Consider the following 26,746-nt stretch of genomic DNA (forward strand, 5'->3'; position numbering starts at 1 on the left):
CGGCGTCGGCGGATTCCGCACCATCGCCACCATCACCGTCACCGCCAAAGCCCCGGCGATCTCCGCCGGGTCCGTGAAAGTCACGGGTACAGCGAAGGTGGGGGCTATCCTCACCGCCGCGCCCTCGTCCTGGCCCGCGGGCACGACGTTCCGCTACAGCTGGTCGGCCGACGGCACAGTGATCGCTGGGGAGAAAGCCAAAACCTTCGTTCCCACCGCGGGGGTCGTGGGCAAGAAGATCACGGTCCGCGTGACGGGATCGCTGGCGGGCTACTCCTCCAGCTCCAAAACTTCCGCCGCGACGAATCCGGTCACGAAGGCCACTCTGACCTCGGCCCCGCCCACCATCTCCGGAGCAGCCAAAGTTGGTAGCACGCTGACAGCGAAGGCGGGGACGTGGACTTCCGGCGCCGCACTGCGCTACCAGTGGTTCGCGGGCGCGCAGCCTATTGCCGGAGCAACGAGCGCCACCTTCCTACCAAAGGCGGCGCATGTCGGCAGTCGCCTGAGTGTCCGTGTGACGGGGACGCTCCAGGGCTATGTGAACAAGGTTGAGACTTCAGCCCCGACCCGGCCGGTCACTCGCTGACTCTCGGATACTGCGGGTTGGCTGGGCCGGCGCGCCGACCCGCACCATCGCCGCATCAGGCGGGCTCAGACAGGTGTGGTTCCTCGCGGCTGCCAGACAGCGCTACTATTTGTTGACTTTTAGCAAACACCTGGCGCCCGACTCCGCTCGATCGAGTCGCCCGCCGACCCTTCCCGATGAGGCCCCGATGTCAGACATCACTCGCAATCGCCGCGCGCACACCGCCGGCACCGACACGGTCATGACCCACCGCATGATCATGTTCGTCATCTTCGGCCTGATGGCCGGAATGTTCCTCTCCGCCCTCGACCAGACGGTCGTCGGCACCTCGATCCGCACGATCGGCGACGACCTGCAGGGCCTGAGCCTGCAGGCGTGGGTCACCACCGCCTACCTGATCGTCTCGACGATCTCGACGCCCATCTACGGCAAGCTCTCCGACATCTTCGGTCGGCGTCCGCTGTTCCTGATCGCCATCCTGATCTTCATCATCGGCTCGGTGCTCGCCAGCTTCTCGACCTCGATGGTCGAGCTGGCGGCCTTCCGCGCGATCCAGGGCCTGGGCGCCGGTGGCCTCATGTCGATGCCCCTGGCGATCATGGGCGACATCCTCGCCCCGCGCGAGCGCGCGAAGTACCAGGGCTACTTCCTCGCCGTATTCGGCATCTCGAGCGTCATCGGTCCGCTCGTCGGCGGCCTGTTCGCCGGTGCCAGCGAGATCCTGTTCATCACCGGATGGCGCTGGGTGTTCCTCATCAACGTGCCGATCGGCATCATGGCGCTGGCCATCGTCTGGCGGTTCCTGCACATCCCCAAGCAGCCGCGCGGGTCGGTGCGCATCGACTGGTGGGGCGCCACCACGGTGATCGTCGCCCTCGTGCCCCTGCTGCTCGTCGCCGAGCAGGGCCGCGAGTGGGGCTGGGGCTCGCCCATCGCCCTCGCCTGCTACGTGATCGGAGCACTCGGCATCCTGGCCTTCGTCATCGCCGAGACGAAGATGAAGGATGACGCGCTCATTCCGCTGAAGCTCTTCCGCTCCCCCACCTTCTCGATGGCGACGGTCATCGGCGTGCTCGTCGGCTTCGGCATGTTCGGCGCGATGCTGACCCTGCCGCTGTACCTGCAGCTCGTGCTGGGCTCCTCTCCCACGCAGAGCGGCCTCGAGATGCTGCCGATGATCCTCGGCCTGATGGTCGCCTCGATCGTCAGCGGACAGCTCATCGCCCGCACCGGCCGCTACCGCATGTTCCCGATCCTCGGCACGCTGCTCATGTCGGTCGGCTTCTTCCTGCTGACGTTCCTCAAGTACGACAGCCCCTACTGGCACGTGGCCATCGCCATGCTCGTCATCGGCCTGGGCCTCGGTCAGCTGATGCAGACGCTCACCATCGCGAGCCAGAACTCGGTCGGGGTGCGCGACATGGGCGTGGCCACGAGCGGATCGACGTTCTTCCGCCAGATCGGTGGAACGCTGGGCACGGCCGTGCTGCTGTCGCTGCTGTTCACGCTCATGCCCACGAACGTGATCGGCTCGTTCTCGGACCGCGCGACCCTCACCGACGCGCTCGACGCCGCCCTCGATCCCACGGTGTCGTCGGCGCCGGCGAACGAGAAGATCATGTCGACGATCTACGGCCCGATCCTCTCGCAGGTCACCGCGGGCACGACCGCCCAGGTGCAGGCGGGCGTGCAACAGGCGACGGATGCCGCGACCCAGGCGGTCGCCGCTCAGGTCGCCGCCGGGCAGATCCCCGCCTCGGCGCAGGCCGCGGCGACGCAGACCGCCGTCGCGCAAGCCCTCTCGGCCGCGTCGGCGCAGATCCAGCAGCAGGTGCCGGTCGCGCGGATCGGCACCGACGGCACGGTGAGCCTGGACTTCTCGAATGCCGGTGAGCGCTCGGCGTTCGTCGACACGGTGGCGACCACGCTGAAGGACCAGTTCGCGGCGGGCGGCGACACCTCCGCGCTCGGGGGTGCCGCCCTCGACGACACGTCGTTCCTGGTCGGCGCCGATGCGCGACTGACCAAGCCGTTCCTCGTCGGGTTCAACTCGTCGTCGACGACGGTCTACTGGGTCGCGATGTCGGTCGTGCTGCTCGCGTTCGTGCTGTCGCTGTTCTTCCGCACGCCGCCGCTGCGTGCCAAGTCGGCGCTGCAGGAAGCCGCCGACGAGCGCCGCGGCAAGGACGACGAAGACAAGCGCGCCGAAGAGGCCGCCGCGCAGACGGGTGCGCTGATCGCACCCTGACGCGTGAGACGACGAAGGGGGCGGGGAGTCACGCGGACTCCCCGCCCCCTTCGTCGTCGTCAGGCCCGCTCGCGCGCCCGCAGGTCTTTGCGCAGGATCTTGCCCGACGTCGACTTCGGGATGAGGTCGATGAACTCCACGCGTCGCACCTTCTTGTGCGGGGCGACCTCCGCGGCCACGAAGGCCTTCACGTCGTCCTCGGTCAGCTCACTGCCGGGGCCGACCACCACGAACGCCTTGGGGATCTCCTGCTCGTCGTCGTCGAGCACGCCGATGACCGCGGCATCCTGGATCTGCGGATGCGAGAGCAGCAGGGCCTCGAGCTCGGCGGGGGCGATCTGGTACCCGTGGTACTTGATCAGCTCCTTGAGTCGGTCGACGATCGTGAAGTATCCGTCGACGTGGTGCACGCCGATGTCGCCGGTGTGCAGGAACCCGTCGTCGTCGAGGGTCTCGGCCGTGGCATCCGGTCGGTTCAGGTAACCGAGCATGACGTTCGGCCCGCGCACCCAGATCTCGCCCGGCGCCGTCAGTCCCTCGTCGCCGTGGATCTCGAGTTCGTCGCCCGTCTCGGGGTCGACGAGCTTCGCCTCGACGTTCGGCAGCAGCACGCCCACCGAGCTCACGGGCATCTCGCCGCCGGCGGGGATCGCGTGCGACACGGGACTGAGCTCGCTCATGCCGTAGCCCTGGAAGAAGCGCGCGCCGATGCGGCGCCCGGCGGTCTCGGCGGTCTCGCCGTCGAGGGGCGCCGCCCCCGAGAACACGCTGTGCACGCTCGAGAGGTCGAACTCGTCGACCAGGGGGTGCTTGGCCAGCGCGACGGCGATGGGCGGCGCGATGAAGAGGAAGGTGCACCGCTGATCCTGCACCGACCGCAGGAACTCCGTCAGGTCGAACCGCGGCATGGTGACCAGGCTCGCCCTCTGCCTCAGGGCGAGGTTCAGCAGCACCGTCATGCCGTAGATGTGGAAGAACGGCAGCACCGCCAGCACCCGGTCGGCGCTCGAGATCTCGATCACCGGGCGGCACTGGTGCACGTTGGCCACGAGGTTGCGGTGCGAGAGCATCACGCCCTTCGGCACCCCGGTCGTCCCCGACGAATACGGCAGCACGGCCACGTGCGTCGACGGATCGAAACGCACCTCGGGCGGCGTGCGCCCCTCGCCCAGCAGGGAGCGCAGGTCGAGGTGCCCCTCGGCGCCGTCGAGAACGATCACGCGGTCGTCGTCGAGTCCCGCGGCCCGGGCGGCGGCGAGCGCCTGCGGCAGCAGCGGCGACACCGTCACGAGCCAGGTCGCCGCGGCGTCGCGCAGCTGCGTCTCGATCTCACGCGCGGTGTAGAGGGAGTTGATCGTGGTGACGACGGCGCCGAGTCTCAGGATGCCGTGGAACACCGTCGCGAAGGCCGGAACGTTCGGGCAGAGCACGGCGACGATGGTGTCGGTGTCGACCCCGCGTGCGGCGAGAGCCCCGGCGAACCCGTCGACCTGGGCGCGGAGTCCGCCGTAGGTCGTCTCGGCGCCGCTGGCCGGGTCGATCAGGGCGACGCGATCGAGATCGTCGTCGGCAAGCGAGCCGAACAGGTAGTCGTAGATGCTCTGGTCGGGGATGTCGATGCGCGGGAAGGGGCTCTGGTACACGGTTCTCTCCTTCGAAAACGGTACGGCCGACAACGGTACGGCGAGGTGCGGTGCGTTCATCCTGACAGCGGACGATGACCCTGTCACCCGATGAGGCCGAGCAGTACTCCCCCGGCGGCCCCGACGAGCACCACGGCCCAGGCCGGTGCCCGAAACGCCGTCAGCAGCACGAAGCCGAGCGCCGCGAGGACGAACGGCCCGGGCCCGGTCACCGCGGTGGTGAAGACGGGGCTGTAGAGCGCCGCGGCCAGAATGCCGACGACCGCCGCATTCGCCCCGCGCATCGCCGCGCGGACGCGGGGTCTCCCCCGCAGGGCGTCCCAGAAGGGCAGTACCCCCACGAGCACGAGGAAGCCGGGCACGAAGATCGCGAGCAGCGCGATCGCGGCTCCCGCGACACCGCCCGGTCCGACGTCCGACACGGCGCCGAGGTAGGCGGCGAAGGTGAAGAGCGGGCCGGGCACGGCCTGCGCGGCGCCGTACCCGGTGAGGAAGACCTCGGGCGACACCCAACCTGTCTGGACGACCGCGGCCTGCAGAAGGGGCAGCACCACGTGGCCGCCGCCGAACACGAGCGCCCCGGAGCGGAAGAACGCGTCGGCGAGCGCGACGGTGCCCGAGCCCGTCAGCGCGACCAGGACCGGAAGCCCGACCAGGCCGGCGACGGCGAGCACGAGGCAGACGACCGCCACCCGGCGCGACACACCGAACGGCGCGAGAGCGGCCGCGGGCGGCTCGGCGACACCGCGCAGCAGCCACAGGCCCGCGACGACCCCGATGACCAGCGCGCCGATCTGTCCGAGTGCGCCGGGCGCGATGAGAGCCACCGCCAGGGCGATGACGGCGATGCCCGCGCGGCGGGCGTCGGGGGTCAGGGTGCGCGCCATGCCCCACACCGCGTGGGCGACGATGGCGACCGCGATGATCTTCAACCCCGAGAGCACGCCGTCGCCGACGGGACCGCCCACGAGCGACGCACCCGCGGCGAAGGCGACGAGGATCACGGCCGAGGGCAGCGTGAACGCCACGAACGCGGCGAGCGCGCCGAGCATCCCGGCGCGCTGCAGACCCATCGCGAAGCCCACCTGGCTCGACGCCGGCCCCGGGAGGAACTGGCAGAGCGCCACCAGGTCGGCGTAGGCGCGGTCGTCCATCCACCGCCGCCGCTCGACGAGATCGTCGCGGAAATACCCTAGGTGGGCGACCGGGCCGCCGAACGACGTCAGCCCCAGGCGCAGGAAGGCGAGGAAAACCTCGCTCACGCGTCCCGGTCGTTGCATGGCCGGATCCTCTCGCCCCGGGGGAAACACCGGGTGAACCGTTACGTCAGCGGCACCCGCAGCAGGTCGTCGACCAGACGCAGGGTGAGGGCGGTGAGGTCCTGATCCGCGGAGACGTCGGCGCCGAGCACCGCGTCGCGGAAGCGCTCCACCTCGGCCACCATCGGGTTGGCGGGAGCGGCGACGTCGATGACCTGCGGCTCGGCGTCGCGGGGCGTGATCGTCAGGCGTCTCGGGGCGTCGATCGCATCGATCGAGAGCGAGGCCGTCTCGCCCTGGAGCTCGCTGGGCAGTGCCGTGTCGGTGATCTTCGACCAGGCGACGTCGGCGACGAACCCGTCGTAGGCGGCGAGCGCGCTGCCCAGCCCGTCGGTGCCCGAGGCGATGCCCACGCGCACGCCGTGAATGCTCCGCGGCGCCCCAAAGAGCCGCACGAGGGCGTGCAGCGGGTACACGCCGAGGTCGCGCAGGGCGCTGCCCCCGAGCGCGGGATCGAAGATGTTCGTCTGCTCCCCGGCGAGCACGTGGTCGTACCGCGCGGAGCGCTTCTCGTAGCGCAGCGAGACGCGGCGGAGGGTCCCCAGCCGCGGCAGGGCGTCGCGCACGGCGGCCAGCCCCGGGTCGTACGCCGTGCGCATCGCCTCGAGCAGCACGACGCCGCGGGAACGGGCGTGCGCGACCGCGGCATCCCAGTCCGTTGCCGTCAGCACGGCCGGCTTCTCGACGAGCACCGGGATGCCGGCATCCACGGCCGTCCGCACCTGTTCCGCGTGCAGCGCGTTGGGGCTCGCGAGGTAGACGGCGTCGACGTCGGCGGCCGCGAGCAGGTCGTCGAGGCCGACGGCGATGCCGGGCGCCCCGACCGCGTCGGCGAACTCGCGCGCGCGCCGGGGGTCGCGCGAGGCGACGCGCGAGACCTCGATGCCCTCGACCTCTGCCACCGCCCCGGCGAGACGCTCGGAGATGGTGCTGGTGCCGACGATGCCGATGCGGATCATGCCCCCATTGTCGCGCGAGTCCTCGCGCCCGTCCTCGCCCCCCGTCCTCGCGCCCGTCGAAACCGTTCATCGGCGCCGCGAACCGTCCCGATAGGATCGGCGCGAATCGCCACCCGAGCCCGAGGCACCATGACCACCACCCGAGCCCAGCACCGTCGCCGCTCCTCGAGACGCGTCCGTGCCCGCCGCACGCTCGTCGCCGCCGTCGCGGTCGCGGTCATCGCCGCCGGCGTCACCGCTCTCGCTCTGACCCGCGGGCCCGCCGCCCCACCCGTCGCCGACGAGACCGCCGTGGTCGAGACCCCCACGAGCACCCCGACGCCGACCCCGCCGACGCTGAGCGCCGCCCAGCAGCTGCTCGCCACCTCGACCGACGCGAGAGCCTGCGCGGTGTCGTACGAGGGAGAAGGCATCGAGATCGCCCCCGTGCTGCAGACCGAGGGCAACCGGTACCAGGGCCTGCCGATCCCCCGGACCGCCGGTCGCGTGTTCGCCGGGTGGTACGCCGCGGCCACCGACGCCGCCGCGCTGAACCTCTCCGCGCGACTGAACGGCGCCGACCTGGTGTCGTGCACCGATCGCGAGCGCACGCTGCACGCCGGGTGGACCTCCCCCGAGGCGAACACGGCCGAGGCCGCCGGCATCCCGATCCTGATGTACCACCAGTTCACGCGGAACCCGCAGGGCGAAGACACCTGGCTGCGTCTGAACTACGCCTACGTCGGCGACTTCGACGCGCAGATGGCGTACATTCAGCAGTCCGGCTTCTACCTGCCCACGTGGGACGAGCTGAGCGCGTTCATCGACGGCGCTCTGTACCTGCCGAAGCACTCCGTCATCATCACCGACGACGACGCCGACAGCTCCTGGCTCGAGCTCGCCGCACCGATCGTCGACGGGCGCAACCTGCTCACGACCTCGTTCGTCATCACCTCTTCGCGCACCGAGCCCACCCCGAACCAGTTCGTGCTGCAGCGCTCGCACACCCACGACCTGCACCGCGCCGGGGCCAACGGCAAGGGCCGCATGGTCAACGACGACGTCGACACGATCGCCGCAGACCTCGAGAAGTCCGCCGAGATCCTGGGCGCGAAAGAAGTGGTCGCCTACCCGTTCGGCCACTACAACGACACGACGAAAGAGGCGGTGCGAAAGGCCGGCTTCGAGATGGGGCGCACCGTCGAGCAGGGGTACGTGCGCATCGGCACCGACAAGCTCGCCCTGCCGGTCGTCCGGATGAACTACGGAATGACCGTCGATGACCTGAAGGGGTACATCGGCTGATCAGGATGCCGATTCCCGACGTTTCCGAGGGGATTCCCGTGCTTCGCAGGGGTGGGCATCCGCAGTCTCCCAGGTAACTCGGCCACAATGCCCAATTGAGCACGCGTCGGCCGGTCTACGCTGTGTACTTCTGTCTCACCGAGAAAACGCGAGCACCTATGGACCTTTCCGTCATCGTTCCGACCTTCAATGAGGGTCCGAACGTCGCCGAACTCGTCCGTCGTACGACGCAGGCGCTTCTCGGTCGCGACGTCGAGATCATCTTCGTCGACGATTCGACCGACGACACCCCCGACATCATCCGCGCCGTCGCCGCCGCCGCGCACGTCCCGGTGCGCCTCATCCACCGCGACGACCCCGTCGGAGGCCTCGGCGGCGCCGTCGTCGACGGCATCCGGGCCGCTGCGGCGGACTACTGCGTCGTCATGGACGGCGACCTGCAGCACCCGCCCGAGGTCATCGCCGAACTCCTCGACCGGGTCGAGGTCGGCGACGCCGACGTGGTCGTGGCCTCGCGCTACATCGCGGGCGGCACCTCCGACGGGCTCGCCAACGCGGTGCGCACCACGGTCTCGCGCGCGTCGACCCTGCTGACCAAGTCGATGTTCCCGAAGAAGCTGCACAACTGCTCCGACCCCATGACGGGCTTCTTCCTCATCGACCGTCGCTCGCTCGACCTCGAAGAACTGCACCCGCGCGGCTTCAAGATCCTGCTCGAGATCCTCGCCCGCAAGCAGATGCGCGTGGCCGAGGTCCCCTTCTCGTTCGCGCCGCGCTTCGCCGGTGAATCCAAGGCCTCGTTCAGCCAGGGAATGCGCTTCCTCACGCAGCTGACCATGCTGCGCTTCGGCCGCATGTCGGCGTTCGCCCTGGTCGGCGGCATCGGCGCGGTGGCCAACCTCGCGATCATGTGGGCCCTGGTGGCCGTGCACGTCGAGTACATCCTCGCCGCGGTCATCGCCAGCGTCATCACCATCGTCGCCAACTTCCTCGCGCTCGAGTACCTCGTGTTCGCCGACATGCGGGCCGAGTCGGGGCTCATGCGCCACCGGTTCGTCAAGTCGTTCGCGTTCAACGGCGTCGAGGCGATCGTGCGCATCCCCGTCATCGCGATCCTCGTCGAGCGCGCGCACATGCCCAGCGTCATCGCGGCCGCCCTCACGCTGGTCGCGGCATTCGTGGTGCGCTTCGTCTTCCACGCCCTCGTCGTCTACGCGCCCAAGAAGAGCCGCGTGGGCAAGGCGGTGCGGGCCGTCGAGCCGCTCGAAGACGAACTGACGGCCTGATCCGATAGGCGCTCGTCGCCGTGCGGCGGCGTACGCTGGAAGCATGTCCAGCGAAGCTCCCATCCGTATGTTCGGCGCCGACTGGTGCCGTGACTGCATCCGCACCAAGAAGCAGCTCGACGAGCTCGGCGTCGCGTACGAGTACGTCGACCTCGTGGCCGACCCGGCCGCGGCCGACGTCGCGAAAGAGATCTCCGGGCGTACGAGCATCCCGGTGGTGCTGTACCCCGACTCCAGCCACCACGTCGAGCCCTCGAACGCCGACGTCGAGGCCAAGCTCCGCGAGCTGTCGCTGATCTGACCGGGGTCGGCATGACCCTCGCCACCGCGCGTCCCACCCGCCGCGCGCTCACCGGCGTCGCCGGCACGGCGCTTCCCGCCTTCGTCGATCACCACGTGCATCTGCACCTGATCGATCCGGAGCGGTTGGCGGCGCGCGGCATCGCCGGGGTGGTCGACCTCGGCGGCGATCCGGTGGCCCTCGCCCGTCGCACGACGGGCCTGCCCCGCGTCGCCTACGCGGGAGCCTTCCTGACAGCGCCCGGCGGGTATCCGCGTGGCCGGGGATGGGCTCCGGATGCCATCGTGCGCGACGTCTGGGACGCCTCTCTGCATCCGGGAGTCGTCGGGGGCGCACGCACGGCGGTCGACGAGCAGGCGGACGCCGGTGCGTCGGTGATCAAGATCGCCCTGCACGCCGACGCGGGACCGGTGGTGAGCGACGACGTGCTCGCCGCCGTCATCGTGGCCGCCGCCGAACGCGGTCTCGCCGTCGTCGCCCACGCGCAGGGTGCGGGGCAGGTCGACCGTGCGGTCGAGGCCGGCGTGTCGGCCCTGGCACACACCCCCTTCGACGCCCCCGTGTCGCGCCGCCTGGTCTCGCGCGCCGTCACGGCGGGACAGGCGTGGATCTCGACCCTCGACATCCATCGCGGCGCCGCACGCGATCACGCGGTCGCCAACCTCCGTGCCTTCGCCGCCCGTGGCGGACGCGTGCTGTACGGCACCGACCTCGGCAACGGCGCGTTGCCGGTCGGTCTCAATCGCCGAGAACTCCTCGCCCTGCACGAGGCCGGCGTGCGCGGTGACGCGCTGATCGCCGCTCTCGCCGACCCGTGGCCCGCCACCGTCCCCGATGAGGCCGTGTCGACGTTCGTCGCCGGTCCCGCCCCCACCGACCCCGACGACGTGCCGACCTGGCTCAGCCGCGGAACGGTCGTCCCCACCGAGGAGCTCCCCCGTGCCGACTGATTCCGCCCTCGAGGCCGAAGCCGCCGCCCTCGACGCCGCCGACCCCCTCGCGGCGCATCGCGACGCCTTCGTCGGCGCCGAGAGCCCGCTGGTGTACTTCGACGGCAACTCGCTCGGACGACCGCCCCGCGCCACCGCCGACCGACTCGCGCGGTTCGTGACCGACGAGTGGGGCGGTCGCCTCATCCGCGGGTGGGACGAGGCGTGGATGGAGCTGCCGTTCGTCATCGGCGACCGGATCGGCGCGTCGACCCTGGGCTCGGCGGGCGGCCAGACGGTGATCGGCGATTCCACCACCGTGCTGCTCTACAAGTTGCTGCGCGCCGCCCTCGACGCGCAGATGACCGCCGACGTGAACCGCGTCGAGATCGTCGTGGGGCGCGACGACTTCCCCACCGATCGCTACCTCGTCGAGGGGATCGCCGCCGAACGGGGCGCTCGGGTGGTGTGGGTCGAGGTCGACACCGCCCGGGGAGTGGATGCCGACCTGCTCCGCGCCGTCGTGGGCCCGCGCACGGCCGTGGTGCTGCTGAGCCACGTGTCGTACCGTTCCGGATTCCTCGCCGACGGTGCCGGTCTCACCGCGATCGCCCACGACGCCGGCGCCCTCGTGCTGTGGGACCTCTGCCACTCGGCGGGTTCCGTGCCGGTGGAGCTCGACGCCTGGGGTGCGGACCTCGCCGTGGGCTGCACGTACAAGTACCTGAACGGCGGCCCGGGGTCTCCGGCGTTCGCCTACGTCGCCGCCCGGCACCAGCCGACGCTCACCCAGCCGGTCCAGGGGTGGATGGGAGCGGCCGACGTCTTCTCGATGGGGCCGCTCTACCGCCCCGCCGACGGCATGCGTCGGTTCCTGTCGGGGACGCCTCCGGTGCTGGCGATGATCGCCCTGCAGGACACCCTCGATCTTCTCGAGCAGGCCGGCATCGCGGCGGTGCGCGCCAAGTCCGTCGCCCTCACCGAATTCGCGCTGCGCCTGGCCGACGGCATCCTGAGTCCGCTGGGTGTGCGGCTCGCCTCCCCCCGCGATCCCGCCGAGCGCGGCGGCCACCTCACGCTCTCGCACCCCTCGATGCGCGCCGTGACCGCACGGCTCTGGGCCGACGACGTCATCCCCGACTACCGCGACCCGCACGGGCTGCGCATCGGACTCTCGCCCCTGTCGACGAGCTTCGCCGAGACCCTCGCCGGTATGCGTGCGGTCGCCGCCGCCGTCGCTCGCGAGGGGTGAGGGCTCCGCATCGGGCTTTGGCGGCTCCCGGCCGGGACTCGGACGCTCGCGAGGGATAGCCTCGGACGGTGATCGATCCCCTCCTCGCCATCGTCGCGGGCGTCGTGGTCGTCGCGCTGGTGACGGTCATCGCTCCCCGCTTCAACGTCGCGGGCCCGCTCGTGCTGCTCGCCATCGGCGCGGCCGTGAGCCTGCTGCCGTTCGTCCCCGCCTTCGCGGTCGACCCCGAGGTGATCCTGATCGGGGTGCTCCCACCCCTGCTGTACTCGGCCGCGGTGCAACTGCCCGCCATCGAGTTCCGCCGCGACTTCGCCCCGATCGCCGGGCTGTCGGTGCTGCTCGTCGTCTTCAGCTCGATCGTTCTGGGGCTGTTCTTCTGGGCGGTGGTCCCGGGGCTCGGCCTCGCTCTGGGCATCGCGCTCGGGGCGATCCTCAGTCCCACCGACGCCGTGGCGACCTCCATCGCCAAGCGCCTCGGCATCTCGCCCCGCGTGGTGACCATGCTCGAGGGCGAGAGCCTGCTCAACGACGCCACCGCCCTGGTGCTCCTGCGCACGGCGGTGGCCGCCGTGGCATCCGGGTTCGCGTTCGCCGACGCCCTCGCCAACTTCGCGTGGGCCGTCGTGCTCGCCCTGGTGCTCGGCGCCGTCGTCGGCTGGGTGAACCTGCGCGTGCGCGAGCGCGTCACCAACTCCGCCGCCAACACCGCGCTGAGCTTCGCCATCCCGTTCATCGCCTACCTGCCCACCGAGCACCTCGGCGGCTCCGGTCTGGTGGCCGCGGTGGTCGCCGGCATCGTCACGGGCCAGGGCGCCGCCCGGCGGTTCACCCCCGAGCAGCGCATGAGCGACCGACTGAACTGGCGCACGATCGAGCTCATCCTCGAGGGCGGCGTCTTCCTGGTGTTCGGGCTCGAGCTGAAAGACATCGTCACCAGCAACCTGCGCGAGCACGAGGGCCTGTGGCACGGCACCTGGCTCGCCCTGTCGGCCCTCGGCATCGCTCTCGTCGTGCGCGGCCTGTACGTCTCGGGCCTCGTCTGGGTGCAGGGCCGCCGCAGTCACGGCCTCTGGCGTCACCAGGACCGCGTCGAGAACGCGCAACAGCGCCTCGACGACTTCGAAGAGGCGTACCACGCGGGTGCGCTCGACACGAGGGGTCGAGCCGACGACCCGGCCCGCGCCGCGCGGCGCATCGGCTGGATGCGCACGCGCATCTCGCGAACGATGGCCGACCTCGACTACTACCGCGACACGCCCCTGGGCGCGCGGCACGGCACGGTGATCGTGTGGGCGGGCATGCGCGGGGTCGTCACGCTGGCCGCCGCCCAGACGCTGCCCGAAGACACGACCCAGCGGCCGCTGCTGATCTTCGTGGCCTTCCTGGTCGCGCTCTTCAGCCTGGTGCTGCAGGGCATCACGCTGCCCGCGGTGGTGCGGACGGTCGGGCTGGCCGGGGAAGGCGGCCAGGGACTGTCACGGGAGGAGCAGCGCGCGCTCGACGCCGAGCTGCGCGACGCCGCGATCGCCGCCGTGCAGTCGGGAACCCTCACCCGACGCGACGGCGGCACCTTCCCCGCCGAGATGGTCGAACGCGCCGGAGCGCGGCTCACCCGGCCGCCCGACGACGAGGCGACCAGCCGGGTGCGCGACCTGCTGGAGCTGCGCCTCGCGTCGCTGGATGCCATGCGCCGACGACTCGACCGCCTCAGCCGTGACGGCCGGTACAGCACCGCCGCCCTGCGCCACGCCCTGGCCGAGCTCGACGCCGACCAGCTGAGCCTGGAGCTGCGCATCGACGACGGCACCGACGACTGATCCCTGCCCCCAACCCCCGCGGGAGTCGCGAGGATGTGTCGCTTTCGGCACGCCGACGCGACAATTCTCGGCGACTCGCGCGGGGGTGGGGCTGGAATAGGCGCGACGGCTGGTGGGTTCTCCCCCAGGCGCCTGCGGTCACCGCGAAAGCCGTGGTGACTCGACGGCGGGAGAGAAGTTCGTTCATGAGCAGGTTCACCGGCAAAGTCGCACTCGTCACCGGTGGGGGCAGCGGCATCGGCGCGGAGATCGCGCGGGAACTCGCCGAAGAAGGCGCCTCGGTCGTGGTCACCGACATCAACCGCGAGGCGGCTGACGCCGTCGTCGCGCAGATCACCGACGCGGGCGGATCGGCCGCCGCCTTCGCCCAGAACACGGCGAAGTGGCAGGACTCCGAAGCCGCCGTCGCCTTCGCGAAAGAGACGTTCGGCGCCCTTCACCTGGCGGTGAACAACGCCGGCATCGGCGCCGCCCCGCAGAACATCGGCGACTACGACATCGAGGCGTGGGACCGCGTGCGCGCGGTCGACCTCGACGGCGTCTTCTACGGCCTCCGGTTCCAGCTGCCCGCGATCGTCGAGGCCGGTGGCGGCGCCATCGTGAACATGGCCTCCGTCCTCGGCTCGGTCGGCATCGCCCAGAACGCGGCGTACGTCGCCAGCAAGCACGCCCTGGTCGGCCTGACGAAGGTCGCCGCGCTCGAGTACACCGCGCAGGGCGTACGCACCAACGCCGTCGGCCCCGGGTTCATCGACACCCCGCTCGTGCGCTCGAGCCTGTCGCCCGAGGCCCTCACCCACCTCGAGAACGAGCACGCGACGGGTCGCCTGGGCACCGACGCCGAAGTGGCCGCGCTGACGCTGTTCCTGCTGAGCGACGCCGCCTCGTTCATCTCGGGCAGCTACCACCTGGTCGACGGCGGCTACTCGGCCCACTGAGCCGACCGCTCCCGGGCCCGTCGCGCGCATCGCGACGGGCCCGCGGTGCGTCCGGCACGGCGAGGCCTGTTCCCCGACGGCTGGACGGACGGCATCCGGGCGGCCGTTTCCCGCAAGAACCGGACACCGACACGAGAGTGCGCCGGGGCGAGCTGACTGATTCCTCGCGGCGTACGGCACAATGGTGACGGAGGTTTCCATGAGCGATCCGATCCCGACGATGCCGTCATCTGCGGATGCCGCCGGGACCAGCCCCGTGCCCCTCGTGCACGCCGCGGCCGAGTGCCCGAAGTGCTTCACCGAGCTGCAGAGCGACCGTGACTGGTGGCGTGCCCGCCCCGCGGGCTCACGCCTGGTGGGGCTGGTCGTCTCGCGCCCCGACATGCCGACGGTGGTACAGCAGCGCGACGACCTCACGCGCTTCGGTGTGCCGATCGAGGGATTCCGCCACCCCGCGCCCGAAACGCTCGAGGGGTGGGCGAAGCGGCTGGACCGGTTCTTCGGAACCCTCACGCACGGGGACGTGCTCGTGGTCGCGAGCGTCCACGCCCTCGGTCTCACGCGCGAAGACGAGACGCGCGCGGTCGCCGACCTGCGCCGCCGCGGAGTGATGGTGAAGGTGCTGCCGCACGGCGACCGCCACCTGCACGACGCGTCGCTCACCGCACCCGCCTGACGCGGGCGGCGCCCCGCGTCTGTCCGACGCGGGCAGCGCATCGCATCCGTTCGCGCGCGGTCCCGCCCGTCGGGCGGAGCCTCACAATTCGCGTTCGGTCGACGTGGGCCCGCGCGTCACTTCCCGACGTACCGCGCCAGATACTCGCCCGTGAGCGTCGAGCGGGCGGCGACCAGGTCGGCAGGCGTGCCCTCGAACACCACGGTGCCGCCGTCGTGACCGGCGCCCGGCCCCAGGTCGATGATCCAGTCGGCGTGCGCCATCACGGCCTGGTGGTGCTCGATGACGACGACCGTGTTGCCGGCGTCGACGAGGTGGTCGAGCAGCCCGAGCAGAGTGTCGACATCGGCCAGGTGCAGGCCCGTCGTGGGCTCGTCGAGCACGTAGACGGCCCCCGACTTGGCCATCGAGATCGCCAGCTTGAGACGCTGACGTTCACCGCCCGAGAGCGTGTTGAGGGCCTGACCGAGCGTCAGGTACCCGAGGCCGACGTCGTTCAGACGAGCAAGGACCGCGACGGCCGGTCCGGTGACGAGGAACTCCGCCGCCTCGGCGACCGACAGCGCCAGCACCTCGGCGATGTTCTTGCCGTCGAGGGTGTACTCGAGCACGGCGTCGGAGAAGCCCGTTCCCCCGCACAGTTCGCACACGGTCTCGACGGTCGATTGGAACCCGAGCTCGGTCACGATGACTCCCAGGCCCTTGCAGGCGACGCATGCGCCCTCGGAGTTGGCGCTGAAGAGAGCGGGCTTCACGCCGTTGGCCTTGGCGAACGCCGCGCGCACCGCGTCGAGGATGCCCGTGTAGGTCGCCGGGCTGCTGCGGCGCGAGCCCTTGATCGCCGATTGGTCGACCACGACGACGTCGTCGAACGACGGCAGGTGGCCGTGGATGAGCGAGGACTTGCCCGACCCCGCGACCCCGGTCACGACGGTCAGGACGCCGCGGGGCACATCGACGTCGACGCCCCGCAGGTTGTGGTCGACGGCTCCGCGGATGGGCAGGGCGCCGGTCGCCGCGCGCACCGCCGGCTTCAGCCGCGCACGGTGGTCGAGGAACCGGCCGGTCAGGGTGTCGGAGGAGCGGAGCCCCGCGACGTCGCCCTCGTACTGCACCCGGCCCCCGTCGCGCCCGGCGCGCGGGCCCAGATCGACGACGTGGTCGGCGATGTCGATGACCTCGGGCTTGTGCTCGACGACGAGCACCGTGTTGCCCTTGTCGCGCAGCTGCAGGAGGGTCTCGTTCATGCGCTGGATGTCGTGGGGGTGGAGTCCCGCCGTGGGCTCGTCGAAGACGTAGGTGATGTCGCTGAGGCTCGAGCCGAGATGCCGGATCATCTTGGTGCGCTGGGCCTCGCCACCCGAGAGTGTGCCGCTCGCACGATCGAGCGACAGGTAACCCAGACCGATGCGCACGAAGGCGTCGAGGGTGTCGCCCAGCCCCTCGACGAGGGGCGCCACGGAGGAGTCGTCGATCGTCCGCACCCAGGCCGCGAGGTCGGTGATCTGCATGGCGGCGGCATCGGCGATGTTCACGTCGCCGATGCGCGAGGAGCGGGCGCCGTCGTTCAGCCGTGTTCCCGCACACGCCGGGCACGCGACGAAGGTGACGGCGCGATCGACGAAGGCCCGCACATGCGGCTGCAGGGCATCGCGGTCTTTCTGCAGCATGCTCTTCGTGATCTTGGGAACGAGTCCCTCGTAGGTCATGTTGGTGTTCGCGATGCGGACCTTGGTCTGCTCTTTGTAGAAGAAGTCGTGACGTTGCTGCGCCGAGTACTGCTCGATCGGGGTGTCGGCGTCGACGAACCCCGACTCGCTGAACACGCGCACCATCCAGCCGTCGGCGGTGTATCCCGGAACGAGGATGGCGCCCGCGTTCAGCGACAGCGTCTTGTCGACGAGCTGGTCGAGGTCGATGTCGCTGACCTTGCCGAGCCCCTCGCACTCGGGGCACATGCCCCCGGTGATCTCGAACGAGCGTCGCTCTTTCTGGCCCTTGCGGGCGCCCCGGGCGACGGTCACGGCCCCCGCGCCCGAGATCGACGGGACGTTGAACGAGAACGCCTGCGACGACCCGACGTGCGGCTGCCCCAGACGGCTGAAGAGCATGCGCAGCATGGCGTGCACGTCGGTGGCGGTGCCCACCGTCGAGCGGGCGTTGGCGGTCATGCGCTCTTGGTCGACGCGGATGGTCGCGCTGAGGTTCTCGAGCGCGTCGACGTCGGGCCGCGAGAGCTGACCCATGAACTGCTGCACGAACGTGGGATAGGTCTCGTTGATGAGCCGCTGCGACTCGGCGGCGATCGTCCCGAAGACGAGCGATGATTTGCCCGAGCCGCTCACCCCGGTGAACACCGTGAGCCGACGCTTGGGAACGTCGAGGTCGACGCCCTTCAGGTTGTTCTCGCGCGCGCCGCGCACGCGGATGACGTCGTGCGCATCGGGGACGGGGTCGCTCATGCGGCGCTCCTTCGAGGATCGGCCCCGGGTGGGCCGCCCCCAGTGTGGCGCAGACCCCCGACATCCGCGAGGCTCCCCGCACGCCGGCCCCGAACGACGACGGCCGGTTGAGACGACGACGCCCCCGCAGCCGGAGCTGCGGGGGCGTCGATCGAGGTGAGGTCAGCCCTGCGCGCGACGGTTGGTGCGCGGCGAGCGGGAGCCGACGACCATGCCGGTCGTGGGGGCGCCGGATGCCGAGCGGCCCGCGCCCTGCGGACGTGCGGCGCCGGCACCGGCGCGCTGTGCGCCGCCTGCGCCCTGGCCACGGCCCGCACCGGAACGCTGACCGCCACGACCGCCCTGGGGAGCGCGTGCGCCCGATGCGGCGTCGGCCGCCGGGGCGCCGGCGCTGCGACGACGACCGCCGCCGGCACCCTGGGCGCCACCGCGGCCCGACGACTGCTGGCCCTCGCCGCGAGCGGCGCGCTTGCGCTGGGCGTTGGCGCCCTGCGAGCGTCCGCCACCCTGCTGCTGCGGGGCGACGACGGGCTCGGGCTTGACCCATTCGGCGACCTCGCCGACGAGCGCGACGACCTCGGGCGAGGTGGAGGTCACGACCGTGGGCGTGGCCGAGATCTTAGCCTTGCGCAGGATGTCGAGGGTGTCGCGACGCTGCTCGGGGAGCATGATCGTCACGACGTCACCGGCGGAACCGGCGCGGGCGGTGCGGCCCGAGCGGTGCAGGTACGCCTTGTGCTCGACGGGCGGGTCGACGTGCACGACCAGCTCGACGCCGTCGACGTGCACGCCACGGGCGGCGACGTCGGTGGCGACGAGCACCCGGGCGCGGCCGTCGCCGAAGGCGGCGAGGTTGCGGTCACGCGCCGGCTGCGACAGGTTGCCGTGCAGGTCGACCGAGGGGATGCCGGCCGCGGTCAGCGCCTTCGCGAGCTTCTTGGCCTGGTGCTTGGTGCGCATGAACAGGATGCGGCGGGCGGTACCCGAGGCGAGGGTCTGCACGAGGCGGTTCTTCGCCTCGGTGTCGGCCGGCGCGAAGACGTGGTGGGTCATCGCGGCGACGTGCGAGTGGGCCTCGTCGACGGAGTGCAGCACCTCGTTGCGCAGGAATCGCTTGACGAGCTTGTCGACCCCGTTGTCGAGCGTGGCCGAGAACAGCAGGCGCTGGCCGTCGGCGGGCGTGCGCGAGAGCAGACGGGTCACGCCGGGCAGGAAGCCGAGGTCGGCCATGTGGTCGGCCTCGTCGAGCACGGTGATCTCGATGTCGCCCAGGTTGGCGAAGCCCTGACCGATGAGGTCCTCGAGGCGCCCGGGGCAGGCGACGAGGATGTCGACGCCGGCGGCGAGAGCGTCGACCTGGCGCTTCTGGTTCACGCCGCCGTAGACGGTGGTCGTGGTCAGGTCGAAGGCGGCGGCGAGGGGCTTGATGACCTCGTCGATCTGGTTCGCGAGCTCGCGGGTGGGCGCCAGCACGAGAGCGCGGGGGCGACGGCCGCGACGACGGTCGCTCGTGGCCGCGAGGCGGGCGACGAGGGGCAGCGCGAAGGCGAGGGTCTTGCCCGAGCCGGTCTTGCCGCGGCCGAGCACGTCGCGCCCGGCGAGCGTGTCGGGCAGGGTGTCGGCCTGGATCGGGAAGGGCTCGTTCTTGCCCTGGGCGGCGAGAACGTCGATGAGGGGGGCGGGCACGCCGAGGTCGGCGAAAGTCTGAGACGTCATGAATACTCCTGCCGGCGCGCGGGCACGCACGGCGGTTCGGGATGCCGCGATGCTGCGGCTGCAATGGGCGAAGGCGCCGGGTGGCGCATCCGTTCGCCGTGAAGGTCAAAGGCCCGAGAGAGGGGCCGGTGCGTTCGACGACGCTGGGAGCGGAACGCTCCAATCGAACAGTCTACCGCCTGGAGTGGCGACACGCGGAATCGGCGACTCCGGTCGGCCTCAGTGCGACGCGCGCCAGCAGCCGGCGACGTGGTCGTCGACCATGCCGGAGGACTGCATGAGGGCGTACATCGTGGTCGGGCCGACGAAGCGGAATCCGCGGCGCCGCAGCTCTTTGCTCATCGCGGTGGATTCCGGCGTGACGGCCGGCACCTCGGCGAACGTCGCGGGCGGCGTGTGCCCGGTGGGGGCGAACGACCACATCAGCGCGTCGAACTCGCCCTCGGCCAGGGCGGCCACGATGGCCGCGTTGCCGATCACCGCCTCGATCTTGCCCCGGTGGCGGATGATCCCGGCATCCTGCAGCAGACGCGCGACGTCGTCGGGACCGAACGCGGCGACGACCTCGGGGGCGAAGTCGTGGAAGACCTCGCGGAAGCGCGGGCGTTTGCGGAGGATCGTGATCCAGGCGAGCCCGGCCTGGAAGCCCTCGAGACTGAGCTTCTCGAAGAGCGGGCGATCGCCGCGCAGCGTGGAGCCCCACTCCTCGTCGTGGTACCGCTGATACTCGGCGTCGGAGCCCGCCCACGCGCATCGGACGACGCCGTCGGCGCCGGTCACCAGGTCGGTCATACGCCCAGGCTAGAGGGGGCTGACGACATCGCGCCGCCCGTGTCCGGGAAGCACCGCGTGCGGGTCGCCCCAGGCAGCAGGACTCGCGGCGTCAGAGATAAGCGCGGTGATAGCGGGGCTCGATCGACGCGCCGCCGGTCAGCACCAGCTCGGCACGGCGCGCCCAGTGCGGGTCGCGGAGCATCTCGCGCCCCAACAGGATCAGGTCGGCGTGCCCGTCGGCGAGGATCGCCTCGGCCTGGCTCGGATCGCTGATGAGGCCCACGGCGGCGGTCGCGACGCCGCGTGCGCGGACGGTCGCGGCGCCGGGCACCTGGTAACCGGGGAAGGGCGCGTATTCGGCGCCCGCGACCAGCCCCCCGGACGAGCAGTCGATGAGGTCGACACCGTGGTGCGAGAGCGTCTCCGCCAGCTGCGCCGACGCCTCGGCATCCGATCCTCCCGGGGCGACGTCGTCGACCGAGAGACGCACGATCAGCGGCATGCCCGAGGGCACGCTCGCGCGAACGGCGTCGACGGTCTCTCTCAGGAGCGCAGAGCGCTCACGCATCCACCGATCGCCGCGCGTGTTCGTCACGGGCGAGAGGAACTCGTGCAGAAGATAGCCGTGCGCCCCGTGCAGCTCCACGGCGTCGAAGCCCGCCTCCACCGCCCGGCGTGCAGCCGACGCGAAGCCGTCGACGACGCGGGCGAGGTCGTCGTCGCTCGCGCGGGACGGTGCGGCGAATCGGCCGAAGGGCTCCCCCGTCGCTCCCAGGGTCGACCACCCTCCGCCGGCCGGCGGCACCGAGCCCCTCTCGCCCGGCTGATCGATCGGCGGCCCCGCGAACTTGCTCCCCTTGCGTCCGGCGTGCGCGAGCTGCACCGCGATCGCCCCACCCGCCCGGTGGACGGCGTCGGTGACGCGCCGCCAGGCGGGGATGTGCTCGTCGCTCCACAGCCCCGCGTCCTGCGGGGTGACGCGCCCCTCGGGCACGACGGCCGTGGCCTCGGTGACGATGAGACCGGCACCTCCCAGGGCGAATTGCGCGTAGTGCGCGACGTGCCAGTCGTCGACCCGCCCGCTGCGGTCCGTGACGGCGTACATGCACATGGGAGAGACCCCGATGCGGTTGCGCAGCACCAGTTCGCGCAGTCGCAGCGGGCTCAGCAGGCGCGGGTGCCCGAGGGAGGGAACCGTCGGGGCGTACTCGGTCGCGGTCATGTCGTTCCTCCGTCGCGGCGATGCCGGATGAGATGGGTGAGGGTGAGCAGCAGGAGCAGCGCGCCGATCGCGGCGATCGTGGCGCCGATCTCACGGATGCCGCCGAGCTCGTCGCCCGTGTCGAGAAGGTGGGCGACCACGACGGCGGCGAGCGCCGCACCGACGTACTGGGCGGTGCGATAGATCCCCGTGGATGCACCGGCCGCGGACGCCGGGACGGCGTGGTGCAGGAGCAGTTGATTACCCAGGTTGTTGAACCCGTTCGGCACTCCCAGCAGCGCGCCCACGATCACCAGCTGCCACAGCGGCGTCGACGCCGAGCCCAGCATCGCCAGCAGCGTCCCGGCCACCACCATCGCCGAGGTGCCGATCGCCAGGAGGGTGCGCGGCTGCCAGTGCCTGCTCAGCCGGGTGGCTCCCACCGTCGAGAGGGCGCCGATCGCGAAGACCGGGAGCATCATGAGACCCGTCGTCGCCGGGTCCAGCTCCCTCGTCGCCTGCAGCCATTGCGGCAGTCCGTAGAAGATCACGTAGAACGACACGAAGGTCGTCAGCGCCCGAACGCAGGTCGCCCCGAACTGCGGATACCTCACGAGCAATCGCACGTCCACGAAGGGATGGCGGGCACGGCGCTCCCGCCACACGAACAGGATGCCGAGAGGAACGGCCGCCGCGCCCGCGACGAGGGCCAGGAGGGGGTCGGTGTCCACGCTCAACAGAGCCGTCATGGCGGCGACGAGGGAGCCGATCATCAGCAGCATCCCCGTGGGGTCGAGCATGCGCAGCGTTTCGGCGGCGGTCGATGCCGGACGACGCTCGTCCGCCGGCACGAAGACGAGCACGAGCGTCGCGCACAGCGCGACCAGCGGCAGGTTGATCCAGAAGATGCCGGGCCACCCCCACAGCAGCACCACGACCCCACCGACGGTCGGGCCGAGGGCGGCCGTGGTCTGACCGCACAGTGCGATCACCCCGATCGCGCCCGACGGACGGGCTTTGGCCTGGTCCGCCGTGCGGCGGATGATCGCCATCGCCGCGGGGAACTGTGCGGCGGCGCCCAGCCCCAGCACGACCCGGTCGGCGATCATCCACGCGCTCGAGGTGATGAACGGTCCCGCCAGGGAGGCGATGAGGATGAGGGCGAGACCCGTGAGGTACACGCGTCGCGGTCCGAACAGATCGGCGACGCGCCCCGCGGTGGGCGAGCCGATCGCGGCGGCGATGTAGAGGGAGCTGACGATCCAGGCTGTCGCGGTCGCGGCGTCGCCCCCGCCGAAGGAGGCGACCATGGGCACCAGCGCGACGGCGATGACCGAGGAGTTGAGTCCGAGGAGGATGGTGCCGCTGCCCAGCGACCACGGGATCCTCAGCGGCAGGCCCGGGGCGTCTCCCGTCGCGGCGCGCTCGACCACCCCCGTCAACCGACCAGCTCCGCCACCTGACCCGGCGTGACGAGCAGCACGTCGGGGTGAGCGGCGAGCGCGCGCAACGTCTGCTCGGCCACGTCGGCGAAGCAGGCCTGCCCCGAGACCCAGCCGAAGAGACTCAGCCCGAGATGGCGCGCACCCACGACGTCGGCGTCGCGCACCAGCTGGTCGATCGTCGCCGACAGCAATTGCGCGTAGTCCGCGGCCGGGATGCCGCGCGCGTAGAGCTCGAACATGTCCTCTGTCTCGAGCGCGTGGCTGACGGCGGTCAGACCGCTCGAGGCACCCGCCAGGGCGACGGGTCGCTCGTCGAGCGGCCAGTCGCCGAACCAGCGGAAGCCGGCGTCGCGCAGCAGAGCCGTCGTCCGCGAGGTGCCCGCGCGCTCCGGTCCGAACCACCCGACGCATTCGCGCCCCGTGAACCGCTGGACCGCGTCCTTGGCGCGCACGATGGACGCCCGCTCCTGCTCGAGGTCCATCCGCGGCGACAGGATGATGTTCGCGGCGGTGCCGCGGACGACGATCTCCTGGGCGCGGTCGGCGATGCCGCGAGCGAGGCCGGGCACGGTCGTGACACCCGCCTCGTCGAGTGCCACCGCGACGGGGACGCCGGCGCGCTCGGCGATGTCGAGCAGGCGCCAGATACCCGTGGTGAGACCGAAGTCCCACTGCGAGAGTCGCGCGACCTGCCCGTGCCGCGGCTCGGAGGTGTCACGTCCCACCCCGCCCTGCATCGCCGTCGGGGTGAACGCGTCGGCGGGGACGACGTCCTGGTAGGACGGCGCGTGCAGCAGCACGCTGACGGCCAGCTTCTCGCCACCCGGGAGGACCCACGGCTCTCGGTGCGGCTCGTAGGCGCGCGGGAGGTCGGGGACGAACACCGTCGCGTCGGTCGGATGGGTGATGAGCGTCATGAGCGCACCTCCGCCGCATAGGCCGCGTGCTCTTCGGCGAGCGCCTCGGCGAAGGCGACCTGTTCGTCGTAGTGGTGGGCGAGGAAGTGATCGGTGATGGCCCCCGCCGTGGTGCACCAGATGCGTTCGTCGGCGCGCACCGCTGCGAAGATCTCGCGCAGCGCCTGCGTGAACCAGGGCTGACCCGCCAGGAACGGGTGCGTCGCGAGGCACACGACCCGTGCCTGTCCGTCGGTCATCGAATCGCGCAGCGATCGATCGATCTGGGCGAGGGCGAGGGCGACGAAGTCCGCGGCGGAGAGGCTGCGCACGTGGATCATGGGGACGTCGTTGAGCATGTAGCTGTAGGGCACCGACACGAAACGGGAGTCGTCGACCGTCCGGAGCGGACGGGGCTGCTCGTCGTGGATGAAGTCGGCGATGTACTGCATCCCGTGCGCGGCCATGAGATCGACGGTGTTGTCGGTGCCGGAGATCTTGGGTCCCAGCATCCCCTTGATACGGCGACCGCCGTAGTACGTCTCGCTCAGACGCTGCGACAGGTCGTAGAAGGCGTTCTCATCGTCGCGCGACATCTCGTACAGCGGTCGGAGGTTCGAGATCCCGTGGCTCATGATCTCCCAGTCGCGAGCGGCCATCGCGTCGCGCACCTCGGGCTGCTCCTCCAGCAGCGACAGGCTGAGCGAGACCGTCGAGGGCATCTCGAACTCGTCGACCACGCGCAGCAGCCGCCACAGGCCCACCCGGTTGCCGCCGTCGCGGTGCATGTAGTGCTGAGCGTCGGGTGCGGCGACCCGGCCCTGCGGCGAACCGCCCCCCGGGGGGATCCAGTCGTAGTGCTCGACGTTGGGTGCGTGCCAGAAGGCGAGCGGCTTCTCGGACGGCCAGGTCACGCGCGGACGCGTCGGCATGGGCGCGGAGAACAGTCGACGGTTGTTCGGGATGCTCATGCAGCGCCGTCCTCCCGCTGCGCCGGGGTCGACGCCGACAACCGATCGAGCACCCACCTCTTGTCGACCACGTCGCCGAAGCGATCCTGCATGTCCCACAGCGACACTTCTCCGGACACGGTCCGGAAGTCGTCGCAGCACTCCTCGACGATGCTGAGGCGATAGTTCCGGTAGGCCGCGTCGACGACGGTCGCGCGTACGCACCCACTGGTGGAGGTGCCCGTGACGATGAGCTCGTCGACGCCGAGCTCCTGGAGGAGGTCGTGCAGGCGGGTCCGGTAGAACGCCGATGCCACGGTCTTCTCGACGATGTGGTCCGTCGGCGCCGGCGGCACGGCATCGCTGATCGTCGTCCACGGGTTGCCCCGCTCGCACCGCTCGGTGAGGCTCGACCGCACACGTTGGGCGAGCATCCGGTCGTCGAGGGAGTCCAGCACCATGACCGCGTAGATGACCGGGATGCCGGCCGCGCGGGCTGCTTCCAGCACGTCCTGGGTGTGAGCGAGGGCGACGGCGGTGCCGGGGCCGATCTTCTCGTGCTCGGTGAACGCGCGTTGGAAGTCGATGACGAGGACGGCGGGCGACGAGCCGGGGCCCACCTTCGTGCGGGTGGCGCGCAGGTGACGGATCGTGTCGATCTCGTGGTTCCAGTCGACGGTGTCGGTCATGCTGATACTCCTTGGGAAGAGGGGACGAGTCGGCGGAGCGCGCGGGTGAGCGCACGCGGATCGGGATCGTCGAAGAGCTCGACGGCGAGATGGACGTCCGCGGCGGTGAGACCCGCGGGGCGCACGGCCTCCGTCAGAAGGTCGTCGATCCTCCCCGCCGAGAACGGCGTGTCGACGGCGTCGCCGTCGGGGTGGCGGACGGATGCCGTGTGGGAGGTCCCGTCCGTGAGGTGCACCGTGACGCGGGCGGGCCGCGAGGTGGGGGTCGCGGGCGACAGCGAGGAGGTCGCATCCGTCACGCCGACCAGCGCGGCCAGGCGGGCGAGTGCGGGGTCGGGGGGAACCTGCGCCCGATCCACCGCGACGTCGCCGAAGCGCAGCGCGCTGGCGACGGCGAAGGGCACCGAGAAGTAGGCGCCGTGGCGGCTGCTCCACGTCGTGGCGGGGAGCGAGGCGGCGGAGGCCACGCCCTCGACGCGTACGGCGGCGATGTCGTCGGGGGTCATCCCGGCGGCCATCATCCGGTCGCGCACCCGCAACGCGGCATCCGCCGGTCCATGGGTGTACGCGCAGGACGAGTGCTGCTTGAGGTAGCTGGACGAGACCATCGCCTCCTCGCCGAGCCCGGCGACGAGCAGATCGGGATCGACCACGCCCAGGGTGCCGGCGAGCGTTCCGTCGAGTCCCCCGGCGCCGGGCGAGGCGTCGGCGGCGGCGTAGCGTGCTCCCGCCGCACCGGCGAGAGCGCCCTGCCCCACCCACTGGTCGCGGATCGCCGCACCCCGGTGCACCGATGCCCACGAGGTCGCGGGCGCCATCGCGGCGCCCGCATCGATCGCGCGGGCGATCCCGTCGGCATCCGCCCCCATCAGCAGGGCGCACCCGGCGGCCGCTCCCGCGGCCCCCAGGGGGCCGTGCGTGTGCACTTCGGGGGCGAATTCCGTCGCGCGCCCGACCCGGGCGGCCACCTCATACGCCACGAACAGGGCGTTCCACAGCGTCTCACCACTGATCGCGCGCTCCTCGGCGATGGCCAGCACGGCGGGAACCGTCTGGGCGGCGGGATGTCCCTTGGCGTAGCGGTTGCCTTCGTCGCGCTCGGTGACGACCGCGGCAACGCCGTTCAACCAGATCGCGGCCTCCACGGGCACGTGCTGGTCGGTGCCGATCAATGAGGCCGGTCCCCCCGCCGGCGACCACGCCGCCCGCAGGCGCCGCATCTCCGGAAGCATCGCCCCGCCGACGGTCACCGCGAGCAGATTCGTCACGGCGCGTCGCAAGGACCGCCGGACCGGCTCGGGGGTGCGGTCGAAGGGGCGGCTCGCGGCCCACTCGCCGAGCGCGGACAGCGCCCGATCAGTCCCGTACACGG

21 protein-coding genes and 1 pseudogene are annotated in these 26,746 nt (G+C 71.2%); 10 read left to right on the top strand and 12 right to left on the bottom strand.

Annotated elements, in window-relative coordinates; all coding sequences use genetic code 11:
* Both IFU40_RS00005 and IFU40_RS00010 read left to right on the top strand, forming a co-directional pair.
* Positions 1-589 (top strand): annotated as a pseudogene (locus tag IFU40_RS00005) (lamin tail domain-containing protein); the annotation flags it as partial.
* Positions 590-776: 187 nt separating this feature from the next.
* On the top strand, positions 777-2,837 hold the full coding sequence (locus tag IFU40_RS00010) for an MDR family MFS transporter (RefSeq protein WP_249404010.1): 2,061 nt from the start codon (positions 777-779) through the stop codon (positions 2,835-2,837).
* Positions 2,838-2,896: 59 nt separating this feature from the next.
* Here the strand turns inward: IFU40_RS00010 and IFU40_RS00015 are convergent, their stop codons facing one another.
* The 3 genes from IFU40_RS00015 to IFU40_RS00025 all read right to left on the bottom strand — a co-directional run bounded on the left by IFU40_RS00015 (position 2,897) and on the right by IFU40_RS00025 (position 6,758).
* Positions 2,897-4,480 (bottom strand): AMP-binding protein, encoded by a 1,584-nt coding sequence (locus IFU40_RS00015; protein ID WP_191924960.1) that lies wholly within the window; start codon positions 4,478-4,480, stop codon positions 2,897-2,899.
* Between the two features lie 83 nt (positions 4,481-4,563).
* On the bottom strand, positions 4,564-5,760 hold the full coding sequence (gene chrA / locus IFU40_RS00020; RefSeq protein ID WP_191924961.1) for a chromate efflux transporter: 1,197 nt from the start codon (positions 5,758-5,760) through the stop codon (positions 4,564-4,566).
* Positions 5,761-5,801: 41 nt separating this feature from the next.
* Positions 5,802-6,758, bottom strand: coding sequence for a Gfo/Idh/MocA family protein (locus tag IFU40_RS00025; RefSeq protein ID WP_191924962.1), 957 nt, complete (start codon positions 6,756-6,758; stop codon positions 5,802-5,804).
* Between the two features lie 129 nt (positions 6,759-6,887).
* Here IFU40_RS00025 and IFU40_RS00030 point away from each other — a divergent pair, with 129 nt between their 5' ends.
* The 8 genes from IFU40_RS00030 to IFU40_RS00065 all read left to right on the top strand — a co-directional run bounded on the left by IFU40_RS00030 (position 6,888) and on the right by IFU40_RS00065 (position 15,241).
* Positions 6,888-8,042, top strand: coding sequence for a polysaccharide deacetylase family protein (locus tag IFU40_RS00030; protein WP_070408669.1), 1,155 nt, complete (start codon positions 6,888-6,890; stop codon positions 8,040-8,042).
* A gap of 158 nt (positions 8,043-8,200) precedes the next feature.
* Entirely contained in the window at positions 8,201-9,328 is a 1,128-nt protein-coding gene (locus IFU40_RS00035; protein WP_055831824.1) for a glycosyltransferase, read from the top strand.
* A 43-nt stretch (positions 9,329-9,371) separates the two neighbouring features.
* Entirely contained in the window at positions 9,372-9,629 is a 258-nt protein-coding gene (locus tag IFU40_RS00040) for a glutaredoxin family protein (protein ID WP_055831826.1), read from the top strand.
* 11 nt (positions 9,630-9,640) lie between these two features.
* Positions 9,641-10,579: a hypothetical protein gene (locus IFU40_RS00045; RefSeq protein ID WP_070408670.1), complete on the top strand. Its 939-nt coding sequence runs from the start codon at positions 9,641-9,643 to the stop codon at positions 10,577-10,579.
* On the top strand, positions 10,569-11,810 hold the full coding sequence (locus IFU40_RS00050; RefSeq protein WP_342343446.1) for a kynureninase: 1,242 nt from the start codon (positions 10,569-10,571) through the stop codon (positions 11,808-11,810). The genes IFU40_RS00045 and IFU40_RS00050 overlap by 11 nt, the downstream gene beginning before the upstream one ends.
* 68 nt (positions 11,811-11,878) lie before the next feature.
* A complete protein-coding gene (locus IFU40_RS00055) occupies positions 11,879-13,627 on the top strand; it encodes a cation:proton antiporter (protein ID WP_342343447.1) in 1,749 nt (582 codons plus the stop codon).
* Between the two features lie 185 nt (positions 13,628-13,812).
* Complete coding sequence (locus IFU40_RS00060; protein WP_055935692.1) at positions 13,813-14,565, top strand: SDR family NAD(P)-dependent oxidoreductase; 753 nt, start codon at positions 13,813-13,815, stop codon at positions 14,563-14,565.
* A gap of 199 nt (positions 14,566-14,764) precedes the next feature.
* The gene (locus IFU40_RS00065; protein ID WP_055831833.1) at positions 14,765-15,241 is read left to right on the top strand and encodes a hypothetical protein; all 477 of its coding nucleotides are present in this window, start codon (positions 14,765-14,767) and stop codon (positions 15,239-15,241) included.
* Positions 15,242-15,357: 116 nt separating this feature from the next.
* Here IFU40_RS00065 and IFU40_RS00070 read toward each other — a convergent pair whose 3' ends face one another.
* From IFU40_RS00070 to IFU40_RS00110, 9 genes are all read right to left on the bottom strand, one after another.
* A complete protein-coding gene (locus IFU40_RS00070; protein ID WP_191924964.1) occupies positions 15,358-17,703 on the bottom strand; it encodes an ATP-binding cassette domain-containing protein in 2,346 nt (781 codons plus the stop codon).
* 162 nt (positions 17,704-17,865) lie between these two features.
* Positions 17,866-19,419: a DEAD/DEAH box helicase gene (locus IFU40_RS00075; protein WP_055935685.1), complete on the bottom strand. Its 1,554-nt coding sequence runs from the start codon at positions 19,417-19,419 to the stop codon at positions 17,866-17,868.
* Between the two features lie 219 nt (positions 19,420-19,638).
* On the bottom strand, positions 19,639-20,211 hold the full coding sequence (locus IFU40_RS00080; RefSeq protein ID WP_055831839.1) for a DNA-3-methyladenine glycosylase I: 573 nt from the start codon (positions 20,209-20,211) through the stop codon (positions 19,639-19,641).
* Positions 20,212-20,302: 91 nt separating this feature from the next.
* Positions 20,303-21,415, bottom strand: a complete 1,113-nt coding sequence (locus IFU40_RS00085) for an NADH:flavin oxidoreductase/NADH oxidase (RefSeq protein ID WP_191924965.1) — start codon at positions 21,413-21,415, stop codon at positions 20,303-20,305.
* A complete protein-coding gene (locus IFU40_RS00090) occupies positions 21,412-22,827 on the bottom strand; it encodes an MFS transporter (RefSeq protein WP_191924966.1) in 1,416 nt (471 codons plus the stop codon). Before IFU40_RS00090 ends, IFU40_RS00085 begins: the two co-directional genes overlap by 4 nt.
* A 5-nt stretch (positions 22,828-22,832) precedes the next feature.
* Positions 22,833-23,756, bottom strand: a complete 924-nt coding sequence (locus IFU40_RS00095) for a polysaccharide deacetylase family protein (RefSeq protein ID WP_191924967.1) — start codon at positions 23,754-23,756, stop codon at positions 22,833-22,835.
* Positions 23,753-24,706, bottom strand: a complete 954-nt coding sequence (locus tag IFU40_RS00100) for a polysaccharide deacetylase family protein (RefSeq protein WP_191924968.1) — start codon at positions 24,704-24,706, stop codon at positions 23,753-23,755. The genes IFU40_RS00095 and IFU40_RS00100 overlap by 4 nt, the downstream gene beginning before the upstream one ends.
* Positions 24,703-25,374 (bottom strand): cysteine hydrolase family protein, encoded by a 672-nt coding sequence (locus tag IFU40_RS00105; RefSeq protein ID WP_191924969.1) that lies wholly within the window; start codon positions 25,372-25,374, stop codon positions 24,703-24,705. Before IFU40_RS00105 ends, IFU40_RS00100 begins: the two co-directional genes overlap by 4 nt.
* Entirely contained in the window at positions 25,371-26,744 is a 1,374-nt protein-coding gene (locus tag IFU40_RS00110) for an MmgE/PrpD family protein (protein ID WP_191924970.1), read from the bottom strand. Before IFU40_RS00110 ends, IFU40_RS00105 begins: the two co-directional genes overlap by 4 nt.
* Positions 26,745-26,746 lie beyond the last annotated feature (2 nt).

The sequence above is a fragment of the Microbacterium sp. CFBP 13617 genome, assembly GCF_014839445.1.
Taxonomy (GTDB): Bacteria; Actinomycetota; Actinomycetes; order Actinomycetales; family Microbacteriaceae; genus Microbacterium.